We start from the raw sequence: 20,162 nt of genomic DNA, 5'->3' as shown, positions 1-20,162 counted from the left end.
GACTCCTCAGGCCATCTGCGCGGCAGCAACGACGTCAGCAGGCTGCGAGGCCCGCACGGTGCGCCAGGTGTTGTAAGCCATCAGGAACATGCCGCTGAGGAAGATCGCACCGCCGATCAGCCGCACGACGAAGCCAGGGTGGCTGGCCACCAGGGTTTCGACGAAGGAGTAGGTCAGCGTGCCGTCCTCGTTCACCGCACGCCACATCAGGCCCTGGGCGATGCCGTTGACCCACATCGAGGCGATGTAGAGCACGGTGCCGATGGTCGCGAGCCAGAAGTGCGCATTGATCAGGCCGATGCTGTGCATCTGCTCTTTGCCGAAGACTTTCGGGATCATGTGATACAGCGCGCCGATGGAAATCATCGCCACCCAGCCGAGCGCGCCGGCGTGTACGTGGCCGATGGTCCAGTCGGTGTAGTGGGAGAGGGCGTTGACAGTCTTGATCGCCATCATCGGACCTTCGAAGGTCGACATGCCGTAGAACGCCAGCGACACCACCAGGAAGCGCAGGATCGGGTCGCTGCGCAACTTATGCCAGGCGCCCGAGAGGGTCATCATGCCGTTGATCATGCCGCCCCAGCTCGGTGCCAGCAGTACCAGCGACATCACCATGCCCAGCGACTGCGCCCAGTCCGGCAGCGCGGTGTAGTGCAAATGGTGCGGGCCGGCCCAGATGTACAGGGTGATCAGCGCCCAGAAGTGCACGATCGACAGACGATACGAATACACCGGACGTTCGGCCTGTTTCGGCACGAAGTAGTACATCATCCCGAGGAAACCGGCGGTGAGGAAAAAGCCTACGGCGTTGTGGCCGTACCACCATTGCACCATCGCGTCGGTTGCACCGGCATACACCGAGTAGGACTTGGTGAAACTCACCGGCAACTCAAGGTTGTTGACGATGTGCAGGATCGCCACGGTGATGATGAACGCGCCGAAGAACCAGTTGCCCACATAAATGTGTTTGGTCTTGCGCTGCATGATCGTGCCGAAGAACACGATGGCGTAGGCGACCCAGACGATGGTGATCAGAATGTCGATCGGCCATTCCAGTTCGGCGTATTCCTTGGAGCTGGTGTAACCCAGTGGCAGGCTGATGGCCGCCAGCAGGATCACCAGTTGCCAGCCCCAGAAGCAGAAGGCGGCGATTTTCGGCGCAAACAGCTGGGTCTGGCAGGTGCGCTGCACCGAGTAGAACGAACTGGCGAACAAGGCACAGCCGCCGAACGCGAAGATCACCGCGTTGGTGTGCAGCGGGCGCAGGCGTCCGAAGCTGGTCCACGGCAGGTTGAAGTTGAGTTCGGGCCAGACCAATTGAGCCGCGAGAAAAACCCCGAGCCCCATGCCGACGATGCCCCACACCACCGTCATAATGGCGAATTGGCGGACCACCTTGTAGTTGTAGGCGGTACTGATAGAAGTGTTCATGGTTCCCCATCCACGGTTCAGCCGAAGTGAGCGCCAACAGCGCGTCCTTCGCCTGGAGTTATAGGCAGACTAAAAGCGAGGCAAGCATGGACAAACAGCACAAGGCCAGTATTGACGGGGATCAATGGGCGCAGTGCCTGCGGGATCATGGGTGGCTTTGGGATGCCGCTGTTGGCGAGGCTTCGGCGACGCTCATTCTCGCGCATGGGGCGGGGGCGCCGATGGACAGTGAGTGGATGACGGATGTGGCTGGGCGCCTTGCTGCATTGGGCGTGAACGTGTTGCGGTTTGAGTTTCCTTATATGGCGCAGCGGCGGATTGATGGGGTCAAGCGACCGCCGAATCCTGCGGGGAAATTGCAGGAGTGCTGGCGTGAGGTTTATGGCTTGGTGCGACTTCATGTCGCTGGTCTGCTCGCGATTGGCGGGAAGTCCATGGGGGGGCGGATGGCTAGTTTGCTGGCTGATGAACTTGGCGCTGATGCGTTGGTTTGTCTGGGGTATCCGTTTTATGCGGTGGGGAAACCGGAGAAACCTCGGGTTGAGCATTTGGCTGCTTTGCGGACTCGGACGTTGATTGTTCAGGGGGAGCGGGATGCTCTGGGGAATCGGGACGCTGTCGAAGGGTATTCCTTATCGCCGAGTATTGAAGTGTTTTGGCTGGCGGCGGGGGATCATGATTTGAAGCCGCTCAAGGTTTCCGGGTTTACGCATGAGCAGCATTTGGCTAGCGCCGCGCAGAAGGTAGCCGAGTTCCTTTAGTGTTGATTGAGCCGAACCGAAATTTTGAAACTCATGAAGATCGGCTCCCTTTCTCCCTCGCCCCCTTGGAGGAGAGGGCTAAATAGCCAGCTTCTTGGCGGTCATAGTTACGGGACAGGCCCAGAATCCCCCTTAACGATATAACCGGCCCCCCTTCAGCAGAACGGCCCGTCCTGTGCACAGCAATGCCCTGGGGCGGGCTACGCAGCGCCATTTACATTGGTTTTTGCCAATCAGAGGTGGCGTAACGGTACCGGGGGTTTTGAACCTTCGGGCTGCCAAATTTTTCCTCGTCGATGACGAACGATTTGGCCATGAGGTCGCGAACACCACCTTAGGCCGGATAGCGCAGCGCCCAGCGCTTGTTGCTCGCCCTCATCGTCCAAATTTGGGGCTTTGCACCGCTATTCGTGCAGTGGTGTAAGCGTTGGCGAACTCGGACTGGTCAATAGTGCCCTGCGTTAGGCTCTCATTGAGCTCGGTGAAGATTCGCAACCCTTCGCCAGCCGCTACGGATTCCAACTGAGCACATTTCGAACCGAGCAACCGGATAGCAACCTTCTCAAGACGCTCATCCATATGGTCACCATGGTGAGACTCGACCAACAATCTGTAAACCGCCCAGAGTCGTTTGGCGCAAGCCTCCTGCAAATGCCCTATAAGTGCGGCGGTTATGATCAAAATGACTATGGTCTCAAGGGCCTGGTCAGGGGCATCATTTTTCATGGCTGCTTTGACATGCCAGTGTCGCATCAACGCAGCTAGCCCAATTTCAGGAAGTAGAGCCTGCTCCATCAGTTCACGTAGCACCGATGCAGCATGCTCCAGAGCTTTATCAAAGGGCGCGCGGTAATCCCAGACCGCCGAGATAACCGAAATGAACCTAGGTTCTGCGTCAAGGATTTCTACGCCTTGACGTACGGTTCGTGCATTAAAGGCAGCCGGAGGGAGTAACTGCACAATATCGGGTAGCTGTACGATTACTCCGACTCGCCATTCGCATAGCTGCGCAATTTTGCCCGCTTTTTCAAGTGGTGAGAGCCGCCCCACCTCTGTCAGTGCGGCCAAGACGTCAAGCGTGCAGAAGCCATCGACCTCGGAACCTGCGGCACAAAATAAGCGCAGCGCTTCGTCATCAGAATAGAGTCTGTACCGTTCTGGCTCTTTTGCGCATATCTCCGCCATTTCGCTGTTGCTTCGCCCAATGACTATAGAGGGCGGTGTTTCGCTTGCTTCCTCTGAAGCGGAGGGTTGGAGGATCGAAGCGAGGTGGGGTTTCAAGGCGTTTTGTAGGTCCAAACATTTGCTTCGCATTGGACTTCCGAATATAGGATTCGTGAACTCGGCAAGCTCCTCCATCGTGGCTCTGGCCACTGCGATTTGACCGAAGAAAGTGATGGCGGCGTCGATCAACCCCAAGTCGTTGAGGACTAACAGCGCTGTCCAATCCAGCAAAGGCACTCGCTTGCGCAGGGCCTCGGCACCGGTCGGTTGCCAACCAATATCGTTAACCATCACTAGGTGATACTGGCGATCATCCCGGCTGGACACCTTGGCAACTTCCCACAGATGCACGATATCGGAAATGCAGGACAGGACCAGTCGCGGGCGCCATGAGAAAGGGATGGTGTTTAATCCCTGCTGTAAGGACCGCTCCAGCCGTTTCTGGAGCGCTTCTCTGCCGGGCGTCAGTCCAATAAGTGCTTTCAGACTTTCAACTAACTCTTTGCCAGAGGCGCCCTCTCGAACCTCGCCTTTCCATAGCATCCGGGAATTTGGGAAGTTTCTGAAGAATGCATCGGCGCGTGTTCGGAATTGCTCTCTATCCTTTGCAAGGTCGATGTCGCTGCGTCCACCCAGAGTGCCACTCAGATGCATCATCAAGTAGGTGCCTTCCTGGCTCTCTACGCTCTGATCCACCAGTTCGCCTGCTCGCAAGGCCAACTCCAATAGCCTGTCGCTCGTTGGGTCGGAAAACTGAATGAGAAAAAACAGTAATTTCACGAACTCCAACTGTTCCCCTTTGGACTTCGCTGTTTCGAGAGCCCTTTCCGCCGCCTCTACTGCGTCATCGACGTAGCCGCAACGAGTGGCGATCGTGACATAGGTGTTTAGAGCTAGTGGGTCGTCGGATCCTGTAGCTACAATTTTCAACAGCCGATCGCGGGCCTTTTCCGTTTCGCCTAGATGATCAAGTGCCAATGCCTCGAAGGCACCCATTCGATCACCAGGTTCAACGCGGACTCTATTGCTTTGACACAGTTCAACGAGGCCCCGCCAGTCTTTCAAGGTCACCAACGCCATCCCGAGGCGCGCAGCCATCGCAGGCGAGAGTACATAGTGCTCAGTTATTTTTTCGGAGAGTCGAACACACTCCATCGCACTTTCCGGATCAGTAGGATCAAGCTCGTGGATGAGTGTGAGTGCAATGCTCACGGGCCGATCCAGTTCCTCATACCTGGACTGCAGCGACCTCAAAGCCTCATCTTTGGCCAACCTGCTGATTTCCAACTGAAGATAAAAATGTGCGAGGGCGGCTTGGGGGGCTAGATCAGGATCTGATTCGAGCAGGCCCATCCACTGTTTTACGAGGCCAGGCTGAACTGATTTGTGAGCAGAAATAGAGGCCGCAGTGACAGCCGACCCAAACAGGGAATGGCTGCGATCCACGTTGTCGATGTATGCGCTGAAGCTTTGGTAGCATGCCCGGAATTTACGGGTCTCATAGAGCAAAAGCGTGTTCCAGATATGCTTGTCAGGTGAGTCGGGCAACTGATCATTTGCCGACAACGCGAGGGTGAAGTCCGACAGCTGACCCGCAATGCCCCGTAAGACCTCATGGATATGGGGCAAGTCCGGACGTTTCTGCGCAGCATCCTTCAGGTCTGCAAGTATCGACTCTGCTCTGCCGAGTGCCGAAGCTGTAGCCCCCCATATGTCGACGAGCTGCTCTATGTTGGAGTTCCAGCCTGATGCCTTTATGGACAAGACAGCGTCGTTAATCGCAGCCCAAGCCTCTTCAAGCTTTTGAAGGTCTACACCCGGAAGACCTGCTGGTGGGATAGATTCACGTCTCTGCGTAGTGGCGGTGGCCACCGCGAGGGCAAATTTGGCTCGGGCTCTAAGCAAAAGCAACAGTTCACGTATGTCATCGGATGCCTCGCAGGATGCAAGGCCCGCTTCGCAGTCCGCCAGGGCATTTGCAGGCTCCTCAGACAACCAATGTGCAAACGCTCTGGCGAAAGACCGTTGAGGTTCTGGAAGCAAATCAGCCAGCTCCACGGCCAACTGGTAATGCCCTTGCACCGCATGTAGCCGGGAACGAACGGCGATGACTATTGGGTCTTCACCCTCCAGTAGATCATGCAGCTCAGCAAGCGAGTCGCTATCGTTTTCGAATCTGATGCGGATCTCTGCTTCCACCCTAGCGGCTCGGTACTTGGGCAAAGGCGTTGCCTCATACGCGTTCTGGTATGAAGTGACTGCCGCTTGGTTATCCCCCGTTTGAACCTGCCAGTTGCCACGTAGACGCCAATATTCCGCGCGCTCAAGGGTGGTCGATTCTTCTAGCTTTGGCTCTGCCTCGTCGAGCTGTATCTTTGCTCGATCCAGCGCAGTTACCCGTAGATCTGCTTTGGCCTGAGTCAGATTCCAGGCAAGCGTGTCCCGAGCTGGGTTGACCCAGTAGTCTTCAGTTGAGCCTGCCAAAGCGTTCATCAGTGCAGACCCTCTCGCAGCCACGCCTTTTACCACCCCCTGAACCAAGGTTAAGCGGTCATCTGCTCGCATCCCGGGGTGGGTTTGCTCCGCGCGTTGGCTAAGGACGTGCCCCACGCGAGACAGTTCGTTCTGGTGGCTAATGTCCTCAGAGAGATCTGTAGTCCTTTTCAGAATGTTCTTTGTTGGCGCGCGAAGGGTGACGTATTTCTGTTCGGCAGACAGATCATCGACGGTGATGCGGATCAGCTCATCCCTGAGCCAGACGTAGTAAAGGGGGCAGTCAACAGGGTCTTCGTTTACTGAAAGGTCGCAGATCACCAAGAGCACCGGTTCTACGGCTCGGGCGTAATAGCGGACAGTGGTGGCTTTCAGAGCGACCGAAATGTATTCGCCATCCGCCGTCAGGCTCGGAGAGCGGGTGCCTTTAAGTTGGATACGGAAAATATCCGTCGCGCGTTGATTCGGCGTGGTCTGCACTTGGAAGTCATAGCCATAGTCGTCAGTCCCTTCCAGGCTTTGCAATCGCCAATCCTTGGGATGACGAGCCATCAGGCAACGTGTTGCATCGGCATTGATGTCGTGCTGATCACCCGTCCCAGGTAAAGGCCCGTCAACTGGCATGGTGCTTCCTCGGAATAATCAAAAAGGGCGCTGATGGCGTAAAGAGGCGTTTCTCGGTGCAATTTTTTTTAGGAGTATACAGCCCTCTAAACAGGGCTTGGGATCAGACTACGGGATCAATATCTCTGTATCTGGGGCTGAGAGTCAGGTTGGGCGTATACCTGTCTCGCACGAGACTGCCCAAGGTTATCCGAGCTCCGGCCTTTCCAAAGCGCCTGGTAATGGCATCTTGATGCTAGTCCGGCTACGCTGATGTGCACCGGGGAGGATGCGTGATGAGTCAGTACCTTTTAAGTTTTGCAAGGCAGAATCTTGAGGGGCGCACTGATGCTTACCTGGTGCTTCTCTGGTGTATGTACCAGGCTAACCAAAGCAAGGGCCGCTACTCAGACCACATCAAATCACACATCACCACGGCGTCGGATCAGCTGCTGGGTCGCAACTACCAACGTGTCGCTGCTCGCTTCAAGAAAGTGCTCGATAAAAGGCCTGAACTAGATCGAATACCACCTTCGGGCTTGGGGGCGTTGGATTACCTTCGCGTCAAGAATTTCCGTGGCTTTGGGGAGTTTGGCGCCGACGATAAAGGCACGTTCATTCGATTCAGTAAGCTGAAAAACATTTTCTACGCGCCCAATGGTGGCGGTAAATCATCGCTCTGCGAAGCCATCGAAATTTGCACCACTGGGGACATCAAGGAAGCCGCTAGGCGCAAGACCAAGGTCAAGCAGTACATTGCACGTGGAGAAACCAAGCCTCAGCTCGCTCTCTTGGGAACGAATAAGCTCAAAATTACGCCCAGCATCAGTTGGTCGAGCTGTTTCATTGATCGCAATCGCCTTCAGGAGTTTTCGCTCCTGGGCTCCAAGGACACAGGCAGTGGCGAAAGTGATGTCTTGGCCACCTTGTTCGGATTGGAAGAGCTCCAAGAAGTCATTTCTCGTTTCGTCCGCCCTGAAAGCTTTACGCTCAAAACATTTATGCGTGCCGACCAGGCGGAGGCGCTGCTGAACCTTGAACGCGCTCGAACAGAACTAGGTCAACAGCGGCGCAAGCACAGGGCAGATCTTCAAGTTGCGATTTCGGAAACCTGTCAGCTATTGGGACTGCGGTCTGATCAGGATTTCGAAATTCGTCCAAAGGTACAGCGGCTCCGCAAAAAGATAGACATGCATATCCGTGGGGCCGAGCGACTGCGAGCAGCCAAGGCACCAGTGGTCATTCCTGTGAAACGTGTTGCACGTACTTCTGCCATCGCCAAGCGGTTGCTCAACCGCAGAACTCAGATCGAAACACTTTTTCTGCAAAGGGCCAGTGAAGTTAACTATCGCGCTGTTTTTGAAGCCTTGGAAGCCATGGAACAACAGTCTGAGCAGACCTGTCCTGCATGTTTGACGCCACTTGATCAGGTCACGGTGAACCCCTTTGAAAGGGCTCGCGATCAGATCAAAGCGCTCGGAGCCTTGGAGGCTCTGAAGCAATCCAAGCTGAGAAATGATGCTCAAGTTGTCTTGTGGGCTTCCAGGATCGCTACTGGTATCAGTTCCGTGAAGGGTAATACCTACGCTGATGTACCCTGCTCACTGGCGATGGACGCGTTGGAAGCGGTGCTCGCAGAATTCCATACGGCCACTGATCGCTCGACAGTGGCAGCGTCTGTCCTCAATGCTTTCATCGCGCTCTGTGCTGACAGTACAGCCCAGATCGAGGCCTATCTGCTCGCCTGCGAGCGTAAGCGGCGAGAGGTTGACCAGGCAGAAGTTCAAGCGGCCCGTCTCAATGAGCTCATCGAACACCTCAAGAAGGTAGATGAGTCGCTGAAGCGACAGTTCGACATCAAAACCCGTGCAGAAACCGAGTTCAAAAACGCCAATAACAGAATGCTTGCCTTGATGGGGCAGAGAACGGTTTTGCTCAACGATTCTGTGGATAACAGTCACTTCAACCAATTGCTCAAGGATCTTGAGGTTGAATACCGAACGCTGTATGGCGACCTGCTGGATTACAAGCTAGAGCTCGAAAAAGCGCGCATTACAGGGATCGAAGCCAAGGCTGCCGAGTACTACCGAGCGATCAATAACCATGACGATGACCATGAGCAGATAGAGACGCTGAACTTTGAAAAGCTCTCGGAGAGCTACCGGATCAAGATCAACAACGTGGACGGATCTCTTCTGGATGCATTTGCTGTGCTCAGCGAGGGGCATCTGAGGGCATTGGGCTTATCGATTCTTCTGGCGATGGCTGAGAAAAACAATTTTCCGCTAATCGTCTTTGATGACGTCGTCAATGCGATCGACACGGATCACCGATCCAACATCATTGATCTGTTTTTCAATGACACTTACCTGCGTCGGATCCAGATGGTGGTAACCACCCATGATCGCCTCTTCTGGGAGCGCTTCTGCATCATCGCTGACCGTCATCCTCAATGCGACCAGCACGCAAACCATGTGCTCAGCTACACGAACAAAGGCATCGTGGTGATTGATCACGCAGGCGGTTTCCAGAAAAAGGTGCACATGGCGTTGTCGGTCTTCGACGTTCGGCAAGCGTTGCTGTATTGCCGGATCTGGTTCGAGTCCATGGTGCTGGAGTTCTGCATTGAAAACGGCGTCCAGGTCACCGCGAACTTCAACAAATCTCAGCTCAAGAAGAGTATGTACCTGCAGGTGAGCCTGGAGCACACCTTCAAGCTAGTGGAGCCCTTCATTGACTACGACCTATCGTATTTCAATTTTATCAAGAATGATCTGGTGAACTGGGGTGGCCAAAATCAAGAACATCATGCATTTGATGAAGAAAGCCTGAACTTTGTGCACTCCAAGACCAGTGGTGAGGTTTCGAGAATCTACGACGCGATCCGTTTTCTGGAATGTCAGCTTTTCATGGACAAAAAGAAGGAGTCCGGAGAAAGGTACCTTGCAGAGGTGAATGAGAAAGTCGAGAAGGGCCGCAGGAAATTAGCAGGACTCGCCAGAGCACCTGAAGAGGTGCAGAAAGAACATCAGGCAGGGTTGAAGGCGTTGGAAAAGCGCGCCCTTGAGCTCACCCATGAGCTTCAGTTCATCGAGCGCTGTGTAGTGAGCATGGCTGACCGCGAGCGAGCCGGGGAGCTGCCCGCTGAGTTGCCGCCTGCCTAGTGCCCTGAAAGGTTAGTTCGTTTATCTAGCTAATTCGATTCTCCCTGAGATTCCAGAGGGCTCTAGCTCAGCAAGTCCTCTCTCCCACGGGAAGAGGGCTAGGGTGAGGGGGAAGGCTTCACTGACACGTCACCAAAACCGAAAGCTCCCCCAGCCCAGCATTTCCAGCGCATAAACACGATCGCGTAACCACGTTTAAAGTACACGAACCGTTACGCCATAAGGGCTACAACACCTTGCGTCGTTGCCTACGCGTACGCCAGAATCCGCCGGCTTACGCGGCTATGGGGCGGGCTATATCGTTTCCCTGTCACTGAAAAACAGTGATCGGGTTTGGTAGCCCGTCTGTAATAGCTGTGTGGCAACACCGTATGCAGTCCCTTTCTTGGGGCTCGGTTTTATGGTGGTCATGCGTGGGGCTCATTCGTGGGCGCCGGGTTCCTATTGCAGCCGGTCTACCAACCCGCGTATGGCCGCCACCCATCGTTTGGTAGCGTGGGTGATGGCTCCTTGAAGTCTGCGATAGGAGTTACATCTATGTTCAAAGTCACACCCAACCCACCAGAAACCGATTCAATCCCCTACGACGCCGCACTCGAAGCCGAAAACATAAAAACGGCAACCGAACGGGCGATCAATCATTACCTCGATCCTGGGGCGCAGAAGACATCCAAGCCATCGCGCAAGCCCGGCAGGATTTATCTGGTCAATCCAACGGTGGATGACGAGACGCTGCTGGTCGAAGCGTGCGAAACGCTGTCGTCGGCCAGTGACATGGCCCGGGTTATTGGCGACACCGTCGATCCATCGCAGCGCAAGGCGATGCAGATACTGCAGCAGGTCATCATGCTGAGTGAGCTGCTGGTCAATCGTGTGCTGGATAACCATCACGTTTCGCGGTAGTTGCCGCCCCGGTGAGGGGCTTGTCCCCTCACTGTCAGGCAGCCGTCTATAAAAATCCTCAAGCGACTCTTTCCGGAGTTCCAGCTAATGTCCAAGACCGTCATTCCACCGTTAGAAGATCCGGTGTCCCCGTACGAATTTCCCGATTCAAGAAAGCTCCACGACGCCGCCGAACGCGCCCTCGACTATTACCTGACCCCCGCAGCCCAAATCATGGCCACGCCTTACACCCCAAACGACATGTTCATGGTCAACCCGCAAACCGACACCGAGTCCTTGCTGGCCAACGCCTGCGAATCCCTCGCGTCAGCCACGGTCATGCTCGGTGACTTCGCCGGCCTGCTGGAAGGGCCGAACCGCAAGACCCTGTTGGGCATTGCGCAGGTGGTGATGTTGGGTGAGTTGGCGGTGAATCAGGCGCTCGATAACCTCGTGCCGAAGGAGTAAACGACACAAAAAACCGGAAGTGTTTGGCTTCCGGTTTTTTCATCGATATCAAAAGGTCACAGCCTGCCAGTGATCACAAATTTATCGAATGCTTTCTGCCCATCACGTGCCGCTCGCCGCACTTCAAGGAATGTCAGTTCTCCTCGGACTTCCTTTCTCACAGGTTTGTCAGTCCTGATCATCGGATGCTGCGTACGTGATGTATTCATGTTGGCTAGCCCGTGTGAGTAGGTTTGTACGACAAAGTAGAGCCGGGCTTCATCGCGTGCCAGTCAGTTGGGTCTGATTCAGTTGTAGGCACTGTCCGCGCTTTTTGAATGAGATTTTCGCCAGCAGGCCTGGCCTCTTCGCGGGCAAGCCCGCTCCCACAATGGGTTGTGGTGTCGCGAGATTTTGTGGCCAATGCGAAACCCTGTGGGAGTGGGCTTGCCCACGAAGAGGGCGGTGCTGGCTACGTCCATTTCAGACAGGCAATAAAAACCCCGGAAGCTTTCGCTGTCCGGGGTTTCTTTATTGCCAGAACAATCAGCGGTTAAACCGCTCCACCAACGAGTATTGCGTGTTGGCAGTCTTGGTCAGCTCTTCACTCAACAGCGCCGAGTTATGCGCCTGTTCCGAGGTCTGGTCCGCCAGTTCCGAGATGTTGCTGATGTTGCGGCTGATTTCTTCAGCCACGGCACTTTGCTCTTCGGTCGCGGCGGCGATCTGGGTGGTCATGTCGGTGATGTTGGCCACCGCTTCGCTGATGCCGACCAGGGCCTGATCCGCTTCCAGAACCCGCGCTACACCTTCTTCCGCCTGGCGATGCCCGGCTTCCATGGTTTGTACGGCGCTGGATGCAGTCTGTTGCAGTTTGGCGATCAGGGCGTGGATCTGGCCGGTGGATTCGCTGGTGCGTTGTGCCAGTTGGCGGACTTCGTCGGCGACCACGGCAAAACCACGGCCCATCTCGCCGGCACGCGCGGCTTCAATCGCGGCGTTGAGCGCGAGCAGGTTGGTTTGGTCGGCGATGCCTTTGATCACGTCGACCACGCCGCCGATTTCGTCGCTGTCCTTGGCCAGTTGGGTGACGGTCAGGCCGGTTTCACCGACCACGACCGACAGGCGCTGGATGGCTTCGCGGGTTTCCCCGGCGATGTCGCGGCCGCGACCGGTCAGGCGATTGGCTTCCTGGGTGGCGTCGGCGGTGCGTTGGACGTGGCTCGCCACTTCCTGGGTGGTGGCGGCCATCTGGTTGACGGCGGTGGCGACCTGTTCGGTTTCCACGCGCTGACGTTCCAGCCCGCTGGAGCTGTTATGCGCCAGGGCGTCGGACTGTTTGGCCTGATCGGTCAGGTGCTCGGCGGTGTCCTGCAGACGGGTCAGGCAGGTTTTCAGGCGCGCTTCTTGGCTGAGGATCGACATTTCCAGACGCGCCTGGGCGCCACGGCTGTCGGTGTACATCTGCGCGATCAACGGGTCGGAGGTGGTCTGCTCGGCCAGACGCAGCAGGCGCTTGAGCCCGCGTTGTTGCCATTGCAGGCCCAGCAGGCCCAGCGGCACCGACAGACCGGCGGCGAGGGCGAAGCCCCACTGCGAGTTCAGCGTGGCGCCGATCATGAAGCTCAGCTGGCTGACCAGAATGAACGGCAGCCAGTCCTGCACAATCGGCAGCCACTTGTCGCTCGAAGGAATCGCCGACTTGCCCTGGTTGATGCGTTGGTAGAGCGCTTCGGCACGGCGGATCTGTTCGGCGGTGGGTTTGACCCGCACCGACTCGTAACCGACCACCTGATTGCCCTCGAACACCGGCGTTACATAGGCGTTCACCCAGTAATGGTCACCGGTCTTGCAGCGATTCTTGACAATGCCCATCCATGGCAAGCCTTGTTTCAGTGTGCCCCACATGTGCGAAAACACCGCCGCCGGCACGTCAGGGTGACGAACCAGGTTGTGCGGCGCACGGATCAGTTCTTCACGCGAAAACCCGCTGATTTCGACGAAAGCGTCGTTGCAGTAGGTGATCACGCCCTTGGCGTCGGTTGTGGAAATCAACCGTTGCTGAGCCGGGAAAGTCCGTTCGCGTTGTGTAATGGGCTGGTTGTTACGCATGGTTTTTCAATCCGCAAGGCTTTGAAAGGTTGTCGGCGGGGTCGGCCATTTATTGAAATTTTTTTTCATTTATAAGTACGGCGTCGCAAAACGGCCCTTGCTTCAACCCGCGAGCATCGGATAGGTGAACAGGCCGAAATGCAGCAGGTTCAGGCCAAAATGCGTTGCGATCGCCGCGCCGAGCCCGCCAAAACGGTAGGCCAGACCATAGCCGACACCCGCCAGGCTCGCCAGCAACACCCATTGCCAGCCGGCGCCCACATGCACCAGGCCGAACAGCAGGGAAGCCAGCAGCAACGCGAGGTTTTCGCCGTAGGGCAGGTGTTGGAAACGCCGACTCAGGCCACCCTGGATATAGCCGCGAAACAGCGCTTCTTCGACCAGCGTCACCAGCAGCAGATTGTTCAGCACCCACAGCCACGCCTGATCCGGCCATTTCGGCGCCCAGGTGATCATACCCAGCAATACCGCGCCGCCCAGCGCCAGAATCACGCTCAACGTCAGTGCCAGCGCAGTGGCGTAGACGGTCAGGCGCAACGAACGACGCGCGACGATCCATGGGCAGACCAGCAGCAGCCAGAAGCCAATCAGCGGTTTGTCGAGATTCAGGTACATCGAGAACGGCACGGCATTGTCGGTGAAGCGCTGCGGCTCGATGGCCCGACCGTTGTAGAAGCCCGGCAGCCAGTGCAGGGCCAGCGCCAGAGCCAACACGATAAACAGGCCATGCCCGAGATAACGCCCGACCGGCACGGTTTGCTGGCGCACGGCATAACCGGCGAAAACCAGCAGTGCAATGGAGATCAGCGCCAGCCAGCCGAGCTGGCCGAAACTCAGCGCCAATCCGTAACCAAGGCTGAGAAGCCCGAGATAGAGCCATGGCAGAGCTGTCATGGAAAGTCCTTGTGCACGATTTGTGGACAGGCTTTCTACACGGCTGGGGGCGGGGGGACAAGTGAAGGTGTAGGGCTAAACCGGTTCGCAGGCCCTGCGGGTTGGTCCCCGCAGGGCCTATGTTGCGCACGAATCAGCGCAGATTGAGCTTCGCCGCAGCACGCTCGGTGATTTCAGTGCGCAACTTCAATGAAGGCGCCGCACGCTTGCGCGCCTCATCGACAACAGCACTCGGCGCCGTGTCCGGGCTGCCCGAATCAAATGGCGGCGCCGGCGCGTATTCCAGCTGCAACTGCACCAGTTGCGCCGTATCGACACCGACCAGTTCCTGCGCCAGTGTCAGGGCAAAATCGATCCCGGCGGTGATGCCGCCCCCGGTAAACAGATTGCCGTCACGCACCACCCGATCCTTCACCGGAATCGCGCCCAGTGTCGGCAGCAAATCGTGATATGCCCAGTGCGTAGTCGCCCGTTTACCTTGCAACAGACCCGCCGCGCCAAGCACAAGCGAACCGGTGCAAACCGACGTAACGTACCGAGCCTGTGCCGCTTGCGACCTGATGAAGTCCAGCGTCTGCTCATCCTCCATCAACGGCCCGACCCCGGCGCCGCCGGGTACGCAGATCACGTCCAAAACCGGGCAGTCCTCGAACGTAGTGGTCGGTTTCAGCTGCAGCCCGGTGCTGGAAGTTACCGGCACCAAATCCTTCCAGACCAGATGCACCTGCACGTCCGGCAGAGAGGCCAGCACGTCATACGGGCCGGTCAGGTCGAGTTGCTGCACCTGGGGAAACAACAGAAAACCGATCTGCAACGCCATGGTTCTTCTCCGTGAAAAGGGGGTAGACGGCTTCACTGTAGGCGCGTAGGTTTTGGCGCATACGCCAATCAGCCCACGAATTACGCCAAATGCCGAAAACCATCCACGTCCTCGCGTTCGCCAATGTGCAATTGCTCGATGTCACCGGGCCGTTACAGGTCTTCGCCTCGGCCAACGATATCGCCCGCCAGCAGGGATTGCCTGCGCCGTATGCGCCAACGGTCATCGCCAGCGGTGGCGGGGCGGTGAACTCGTCCGCCGGGTTGGCGATGCTGGCCGAACCGCTGCCGAAACAGCCCAGCGATACGCTGATCATCGCCGGAGGCTGGGGCGTTTATGCCGCTGCCGAAGACGCCGGGTTGGTGAATTGGGTGCGTGAACATGCGAATGGCTGTCGGCGCGTGGCCTCGGTCTGCACCGGCGCATTTCTGCTGGCGGCCAGCGGCTGGCTCGACGGTCGCCGGGTCGTCACTCACTGGACCCGTTGCGAACAACTGGCGCAGCAACACCCGCAATTAAAGGTCGAACCGAATCCGATCTTCATCAACGACGGACCGGTCTGGACCTCGGCGGGCGTCACCGCCGGCATCGACCTGGCGCTGGCCATGGTCGAAGACGACCTCGGCCGCGACATGGCTCTGGACGTTGCCCGGCAACTGGTGGTGTTCCTCAAGCGCCCGGGCGGGCAGTCGCAATTCAGCGTGACACTGTCACTGCAAAAACAGGGCAACCGCTTTGATGATCTGCACGCGTGGATCGCCGAACACCTGACCTGCGACCTGGGCATCCCGACCCTCGCCGAACAGGCCGGCATGAGCGAGCGCAGCTTCGTGCGCCACTACCGCGCCGACACCGGCCAGACCCCGGCCCGCGCCATCGAATTGATCCGCGTCGAAACCGCCCGCCGGTTGCTGAGCGATACCGGATTGCCGATTAAACGGGTGGCGGCCAATTGTGGATTTGGCAGTGAAGAGACGTTAAGACGCAGTTTCCTGCGAGCCATAGGTGTGACGCCGCAGGCGTATCGGGAGCGGTTTTCGGTCAGTGCCGCAGCAGATCCAGTAATGCCTTGAGCGTTTCGCCCGGTGCTTCCTCGGGAATGTTATGCCCGACACCCGCCAACACCCGCCGCTCGTAAAGTCCGTTGAAGTGGTGCGCATCGTCATCGTCCGCCGGCGCCGGGCCAACGCCATCATCGGCACCGCACAGCGAAATCGTCGGAACGCCGATCGCCGGTTGTTTCTCCAGCGCCTGCTCCATCCCCTCCAGCGCCGGATCGCCCGGCGCATACATGAAGCGATGGCGATAAGAGTGAATCACCACCTCGACGAAATCCGGGTTGTCGAACGCCGGCGCGCTCAGCGGAAAACGCTCGGCGTTCCGCGCCCAGGTCGGTGACCACAATTGCCACAGCAACTCGCACAGCGCCCGACGATTCTGCGTCAGCCCTACAACGCCACGGGGCGTGTGGAAGTAATACTGATACCAGTAGCGATGCTCGCTCTGCGGATCCAGCGGCTGGATCGAATTCGGAATGTCCTGCAGGTTGTAGCCATCACCTGTCACCAACCCGCGCACCCGCTCAGGAAACAGCGCCGCCACAATGCACGCTGCCCGACCACCCCAGTCGTAACCGCACAATGTCGCTTGCTCGATACCCAGGGCATCCATCAGATCCAGCAGATCCTGCGCCAGCGCCGCTTGCTGGCCGGAGCGCAGTGTGTCCGGGCTATTGAAACGGGTCGGGCCGTAACCGCGCAGGTACGGCACGATCACCCGATAACCTTGGGCGGCGAGGGTTGGGGCGATTTCGTCATAGGCGCGGGGAGAGTAGGGGAAGCCGTGAAGCAGAATGACCGGCATGCCGTTTTCCGGGCCGTGATGCTCATAGGCGATGGTCAGACTTTCAGTCTTGCAAAACTGCATCACGGCTCGGGTCATACGGGATTCCTCAAGTTTCGGCTTCCGCCACCTGATTGAAATACTTGCTGCGATCCGGCGTAAATGTCACCACCATTTTCGTCCGCGAGCAGGTCAGCACCCGTTCGGCACTCAAATCGATATCCAGATCTTCCCCACGCAAACCCTGCCACTGAGCCAGGTATTTCAGCGATCCGTACTTTTCATTCTTCTTCAGGCTGCGACTGACTCCGCCTTTCCAGCCCAGCACCGGCAGTTCATCGGCGCTGCAGCGTTGGGCGAGGTCGGGGAAGCGGGCGGCGCGCTGGCGGCCGATTTCCCAGCATTTGATCAGGCCTTTGTCGGCGGCTTCCCACAGTTCGTCGCGCTTGAGGCCGGTGCGCAATGGGGTGTCGATCTGGCGGTGGATGCGTTGGCTCATTCTGGTTCCTTGAATCGGGTTTTTATTGGACAGCTCCGCTGTGCCCGTTGCGGTGGATGGTAGGGGGGGATGTAACAGCTGGCAACAAGGTATTTCGGGGTGTGAGTGCGAGTTGCGGGCCAAGCGTTACACGGGGTTGGCAGCTTTCTGTAGGCCGTGCCATCAACAAGTTGTATCGAAAGGAATCGATTGTGTGGGCCAGCCCTTCAACCGCAAGGCTCGGAGGTGTTTGCCGTTCGTAGGTAGCCATCCTACAAACGGCGATTGGAGTTGGGATCTTTCTTACAGTCTCTGGCGAAGAAGGATGACTACGGCTGCCAGTAATTCTTCTCCCCACTCAACTTGCGATCGAGAAAACTCGCCGCGCTGATCAGCGCCAGATGGGTCAACGCCTGGGGTGTGTTGCCCAGATGCCGTCCACGGTTGTCGAATTCCTCCGCGTACAGACCCAGCGGATTGGCGTAACGCAGCAGTTGCTCGAATTCCAGATGGGCCTTTTCCACTTGCCCGGCCCGAGCCAGACACTCGACGTACCAGAACGAGCACGCAGCAAAAGCGCCTTCAGTGCCCGACAAACCATCGATGCCGGCATCGTCGTTGCGGTAGCGGTAAACCATGCCGTCACGCACCAGATGCTTCTCGATCGCTTCCAGCGTCGCCAGCCACTTCGGATCCTTGGCGCTGACGAAGCGCACCAACGGCATCAGCAGCATCGAGCCATCCAGCGCGGTACCGCCTCGGTATTGCACGAAATGCCCACGCTCTTCGTTCCAGAAGTTGTCCCAGATGTCGGCATGAATCGCCTGACGGGTCTGGTCCCAGCGGGCAAAGGGCGCCGGCAGCGAGCGTTTCGAGGCCAGGCGGATTGCCCGGTCCAGTGCCACCCAGCACATCAGCCGTGAGTGCAGGAAGTGATGTTGCTCACCGCGCATTTCCCAGATGCCTACGTCCTTGGTCTGCCAGGTCTCACAGACCTGATCGACCACTTCCATCACATGTTTCCAGCCTTCTTGGGAAATCGCGTCGCCGTATTTGTTGACCAGATAAACGGCGTCCATCAGTTCGCCGAAGATATCCAGTTGAATCTGGTTGTACGCGCCATTGCCGATCCGTACCGGTTTCGCGCCGCCGTGTCCGGATAGATGCGTAAGTTCGGTTTCCGGCAGTTCCTGACGGCCGTCGATGGCGTAGAGGATGTTCAGCTTCATCGACGACTGGCCGCTGCAATCGCTGATCCGCCCGCGCAGCCAGCGCATATAGGCGTTGGCTTCGTCGACAAAGCCCAGGCGCATAAAGGCGTAGACGGTGAAGGAGGCGTCGCGGATCCAGGTGTAGCGATAGTCCCAGTTGCGTTCGCCGCCGGGAGTTTCCGGCAGGCCGAAGGTGGCGGCGGCGAGGATTGCGCCGTGCTGGCGCGAGGTCAGCAGCTTGAGGGCGAGGGCCGAGCGGTTGACCATTTCCCGCCAGCGACCGCGATAGTTGGACTGGCCGATCCAGTCACGCCAGAACTTCAGCGTGCGCTCGATGCACAGTTGCGCGGCGCCTTCGGCGAAGCGCGGATCGTCGCTGGCGCCGAGCATGAATGCCGCCGTCTGATCTTGCTTGAGGGTGAACTGTGTGACTGCCGCAGCGTTATCGACGCTCAGGGTTTGATCCGAAGCCAGCCGCAGTGTCGGCTGATCTAAAGCGCTGAACAGCACATCCTTTTTATCGATGACGGCGCGCGTTTCAGCGCGGGCGTAGTCATGCCGAACCGCGCAGCGCAGGTGAAACGTTGCCTGTCCGCTGACCACTCGCACCCGGCGCATCAACAGCGGCAAGGCATCGTCGTTGTCGCCGATGGGCAGCAGATCGGTGATTTCCACCACGGCGTGGTCGCTGAGCCAGCGGGTCTGCAGGACGTTGGTGTCTGGCAGGTAAATCTGTTCGCGCCGGGCATCGGGTAGGTCCGGCGCGAGCTGAAAAATTCCCGCGTCGGGCGTGTCCAGCAGCGAACAGAAGATCGACGGACTGTCGAACTCCGGCCAGCAGAAAAAATCCACGCTGCCCTTGTCATTGACCAGCGCGGCACTGCGCAGGTCGCCAATGATGCCGTGGGCGTCGATGGGGCTTTGTCGTTCGGGATGATGCTCAGCCATTGCCACGGAACTCCGGATAGAGGCTCATGCCGCCGTCGATGAACAAGGTGGTGCCGACGATGTAGTCGGAGGCATCGGAGGCGAGAAACACCACCGCGTTGGCCACGTCCTCGACATCGCCGATGCGCCCGTAAGGGATGAGTTTGAGCAGGGCCTGCGCGGCGTCGCCTTCGGTGGCGTCTTTGTTGATGGCCGTGCGGATCGCCCCCGGCGCGATGCCGTTGATGCGGATGCGCTGGTGGCTGACTTCCTGGGCCAGGGTCTGCATCAGCTGATCGACGCCGCCCTTGGACGCTGCGTAATTGACGTGCCCAGCCCACGGAATGCGCTGGTGCACCGAGCTCATGTGGATGATCTTGCCGGCGGCCCGGGACACGCCTTCGCGCACGCCCTGGCGATTGAAGATCCGCAGCGCGGCGCGGGCGCAGAGGAACTGGCCGGTGAGGTTGACGTCGATCACCGCGTTCCAGTCGGCCAGCGACATATCCACAGCCGCCGCGTCTTTTTGCAGGCCGGAATTGGCCACCAGAATGTCCAGTGTGCCGAAGGCGTCGAGGGTTTGCTGGAACAGCCGCTCCACGTCTTCTTCTTTCGAAACATCTGCGCCAATCGCGATGGCCTGACCACCGTCGGCGACGATCTGCCGGGCCAGCGCTTCGGCGGGCTCGGCCTGGCGGTTGTAGTTGATGACGACAGCGGCACCGGCAGCGGCCAGGGCTTTGGCGGCGCCGTGGCCGATGCCGGAACTGGCGCCGGTGACAAGAGCCACTTGGCGGGCGAGGGAAATCTGCATGAACGGTCGCGCCTTATGCGGGGATCTGATCTGCTGACCGGCATCCTTGAGTCAGAGTT

At 58.0% G+C, this 20,162-nt stretch carries 14 protein-coding genes; 5 read left to right on the top strand and 9 right to left on the bottom strand.

Annotation, left to right across the window (positions count from 1 at the left end):
- Window positions 1-6: 6 nt before the first annotated feature.
- A complete protein-coding gene (gene ccoN / locus JKA62_RS10605) occupies window positions 7-1,431 on the bottom strand; it encodes a cytochrome-c oxidase, cbb3-type subunit I (protein ID WP_011333291.1) in 1,425 nt (474 codons plus the stop codon).
- An 86-nt stretch (window positions 1,432-1,517) separates the two neighbouring features.
- Between ccoN and JKA62_RS10600 the strand changes: the two genes are divergently transcribed.
- The gene (locus JKA62_RS10600; protein WP_011333292.1) at window positions 1,518-2,192 is read left to right on the top strand and encodes an alpha/beta family hydrolase; all 675 of its coding nucleotides are present in this window, start codon (window positions 1,518-1,520) and stop codon (window positions 2,190-2,192) included.
- Window positions 2,193-2,567: 375 nt separating this feature from the next.
- Here JKA62_RS10600 and JKA62_RS10595 read toward each other — a convergent pair whose 3' ends face one another.
- Complete coding sequence (locus tag JKA62_RS10595) at window positions 2,568-6,434, bottom strand: DUF4365 domain-containing protein (protein ID WP_236676496.1); 3,867 nt, start codon at window positions 6,432-6,434, stop codon at window positions 2,568-2,570.
- Window positions 6,435-6,808: 374 nt separating this feature from the next.
- Between JKA62_RS10595 and JKA62_RS10590 the strand changes: the two genes are divergently transcribed.
- The 3 genes from JKA62_RS10590 to JKA62_RS10580 all read left to right on the top strand — a co-directional run bounded on the left by JKA62_RS10590 (window position 6,809) and on the right by JKA62_RS10580 (window position 11,026).
- Window positions 6,809-9,676, top strand: a complete 2,868-nt coding sequence (locus JKA62_RS10590; protein WP_011333294.1) for an AAA family ATPase — start codon at window positions 6,809-6,811, stop codon at window positions 9,674-9,676.
- Between the two features lie 537 nt (window positions 9,677-10,213).
- The gene (locus JKA62_RS10585) at window positions 10,214-10,579 is read left to right on the top strand and encodes a DUF6124 family protein (protein ID WP_011333295.1); all 366 of its coding nucleotides are present in this window, start codon (window positions 10,214-10,216) and stop codon (window positions 10,577-10,579) included.
- Between the two features lie 87 nt (window positions 10,580-10,666).
- Window positions 10,667-11,026, top strand: a complete 360-nt coding sequence (locus JKA62_RS10580; RefSeq protein ID WP_011333296.1) for a DUF6124 family protein — start codon at window positions 10,667-10,669, stop codon at window positions 11,024-11,026.
- Window positions 11,027-11,551: 525 nt separating this feature from the next.
- Here the strand turns inward: JKA62_RS10580 and JKA62_RS10575 are convergent.
- From JKA62_RS10575 to inhA, 3 genes are all read right to left on the bottom strand, one after another.
- Window positions 11,552-13,117 (bottom strand): methyl-accepting chemotaxis protein, encoded by a 1,566-nt coding sequence (locus tag JKA62_RS10575; protein WP_011333297.1) that lies wholly within the window; start codon window positions 13,115-13,117, stop codon window positions 11,552-11,554.
- A gap of 102 nt (window positions 13,118-13,219) precedes the next feature.
- Complete coding sequence (locus JKA62_RS10570) at window positions 13,220-14,011, bottom strand: CPBP family intramembrane glutamic endopeptidase (protein ID WP_011333298.1); 792 nt, start codon at window positions 14,009-14,011, stop codon at window positions 13,220-13,222.
- Between the two features lie 133 nt (window positions 14,012-14,144).
- The gene (gene inhA / locus JKA62_RS10565; protein ID WP_201817745.1) at window positions 14,145-14,831 is read right to left on the bottom strand and encodes an isonitrile hydratase; all 687 of its coding nucleotides are present in this window, start codon (window positions 14,829-14,831) and stop codon (window positions 14,145-14,147) included.
- A gap of 89 nt (window positions 14,832-14,920) precedes the next feature.
- Here inhA and JKA62_RS10560 point away from each other — a divergent pair, with 89 nt between their 5' ends.
- Window positions 14,921-15,904, top strand: a complete 984-nt coding sequence (locus JKA62_RS10560; protein ID WP_201817744.1) for a GlxA family transcriptional regulator — start codon at window positions 14,921-14,923, stop codon at window positions 15,902-15,904.
- Here the strand turns inward: JKA62_RS10560 and JKA62_RS10555 are convergent.
- The 4 genes from JKA62_RS10555 to JKA62_RS10540 form a co-directional block, all read right to left on the bottom strand.
- Window positions 15,873-16,772 carry an alpha/beta fold hydrolase gene (locus JKA62_RS10555; protein WP_011333301.1) on the bottom strand — a complete coding sequence of 300 codons (900 nt, stop codon included), beginning with the start codon at window positions 16,770-16,772 and terminating at the stop codon, window positions 15,873-15,875. The two genes, JKA62_RS10560 and JKA62_RS10555, sit on opposite strands and share 32 nt — an antisense overlap.
- Before the next feature lie 10 nt (window positions 16,773-16,782).
- Window positions 16,783-17,172 carry a hypothetical protein gene (locus tag JKA62_RS10550; RefSeq protein ID WP_011333302.1) on the bottom strand — a complete coding sequence of 130 codons (390 nt, stop codon included), beginning with the start codon at window positions 17,170-17,172 and terminating at the stop codon, window positions 16,783-16,785.
- 308 nt (window positions 17,173-17,480) lie between these two features.
- On the bottom strand, window positions 17,481-19,310 hold the full coding sequence (locus tag JKA62_RS10545) for a glycoside hydrolase family 15 protein (RefSeq protein WP_011333303.1): 1,830 nt from the start codon (window positions 19,308-19,310) through the stop codon (window positions 17,481-17,483).
- Window positions 19,303-20,103, bottom strand: a complete 801-nt coding sequence (locus JKA62_RS10540) for a glucose 1-dehydrogenase (RefSeq protein WP_011333304.1) — start codon at window positions 20,101-20,103, stop codon at window positions 19,303-19,305. The genes JKA62_RS10545 and JKA62_RS10540 overlap by 8 nt, the downstream gene beginning before the upstream one ends.
- Window positions 20,104-20,162: the final 59 nt, after the last annotated feature.

This window comes from Pseudomonas sp. B7 (assembly GCF_016735645.1).
Lineage (GTDB): Bacteria > Pseudomonadota > Gammaproteobacteria > Pseudomonadales > Pseudomonadaceae > Aquipseudomonas > Aquipseudomonas glycinae.
Note: the sequence above shows the minus strand (reverse complement) of the source record. Positions and strands in the feature narration are given on the sequence as shown.

What these genes read in the sequence shown, in the direction of transcription:
- JKA62_RS10555 (WP_011333301.1), bottom strand. Translation starts at nt 16,772, where the DNA reads ATGACCCGAGCCGTGATGCAGTTTTGCAAGACTGAAAGTCTGACCATC.
- JKA62_RS10560 (WP_201817744.1), top strand. Translation starts at nt 14,921, where the DNA reads ATGCCGAAAACCATCCACGTCCTCGCGTTCGCCAATGTGCAATTGCTC.
- JKA62_RS10550 (WP_011333302.1), bottom strand. Translation starts at nt 17,172, where the DNA reads ATGAGCCAACGCATCCACCGCCAGATCGACACCCCATTGCGCACCGGC.
- JKA62_RS10600 (WP_011333292.1), top strand. Translation starts at nt 1,518, where the DNA reads ATGGACAAACAGCACAAGGCCAGTATTGACGGGGATCAATGGGCGCAG.
- JKA62_RS10570 (WP_011333298.1), bottom strand. Translation starts at nt 14,011, where the DNA reads ATGACAGCTCTGCCATGGCTCTATCTCGGGCTTCTCAGCCTTGGTTAC.
- JKA62_RS10585 (WP_011333295.1), top strand. Translation starts at nt 10,214, where the DNA reads ATGTTCAAAGTCACACCCAACCCACCAGAAACCGATTCAATCCCCTAC.
- JKA62_RS10590 (WP_011333294.1), top strand. Translation starts at nt 6,809, where the DNA reads ATGAGTCAGTACCTTTTAAGTTTTGCAAGGCAGAATCTTGAGGGGCGC.
- ccoN (WP_011333291.1), bottom strand. Translation starts at nt 1,431, where the DNA reads ATGAACACTTCTATCAGTACCGCCTACAACTACAAGGTGGTCCGCCAA.
- JKA62_RS10580 (WP_011333296.1), top strand. Translation starts at nt 10,667, where the DNA reads ATGTCCAAGACCGTCATTCCACCGTTAGAAGATCCGGTGTCCCCGTAC.
- JKA62_RS10545 (WP_011333303.1), bottom strand. Translation starts at nt 19,310, where the DNA reads ATGGCTGAGCATCATCCCGAACGACAAAGCCCCATCGACGCCCACGGC.
- JKA62_RS10575 (WP_011333297.1), bottom strand. Translation starts at nt 13,117, where the DNA reads ATGCGTAACAACCAGCCCATTACACAACGCGAACGGACTTTCCCGGCT.
- JKA62_RS10540 (WP_011333304.1), bottom strand. Translation starts at nt 20,103, where the DNA reads ATGCAGATTTCCCTCGCCCGCCAAGTGGCTCTTGTCACCGGCGCCAGT.
- inhA (WP_201817745.1), bottom strand. Translation starts at nt 14,831, where the DNA reads ATGGCGTTGCAGATCGGTTTTCTGTTGTTTCCCCAGGTGCAGCAACTC.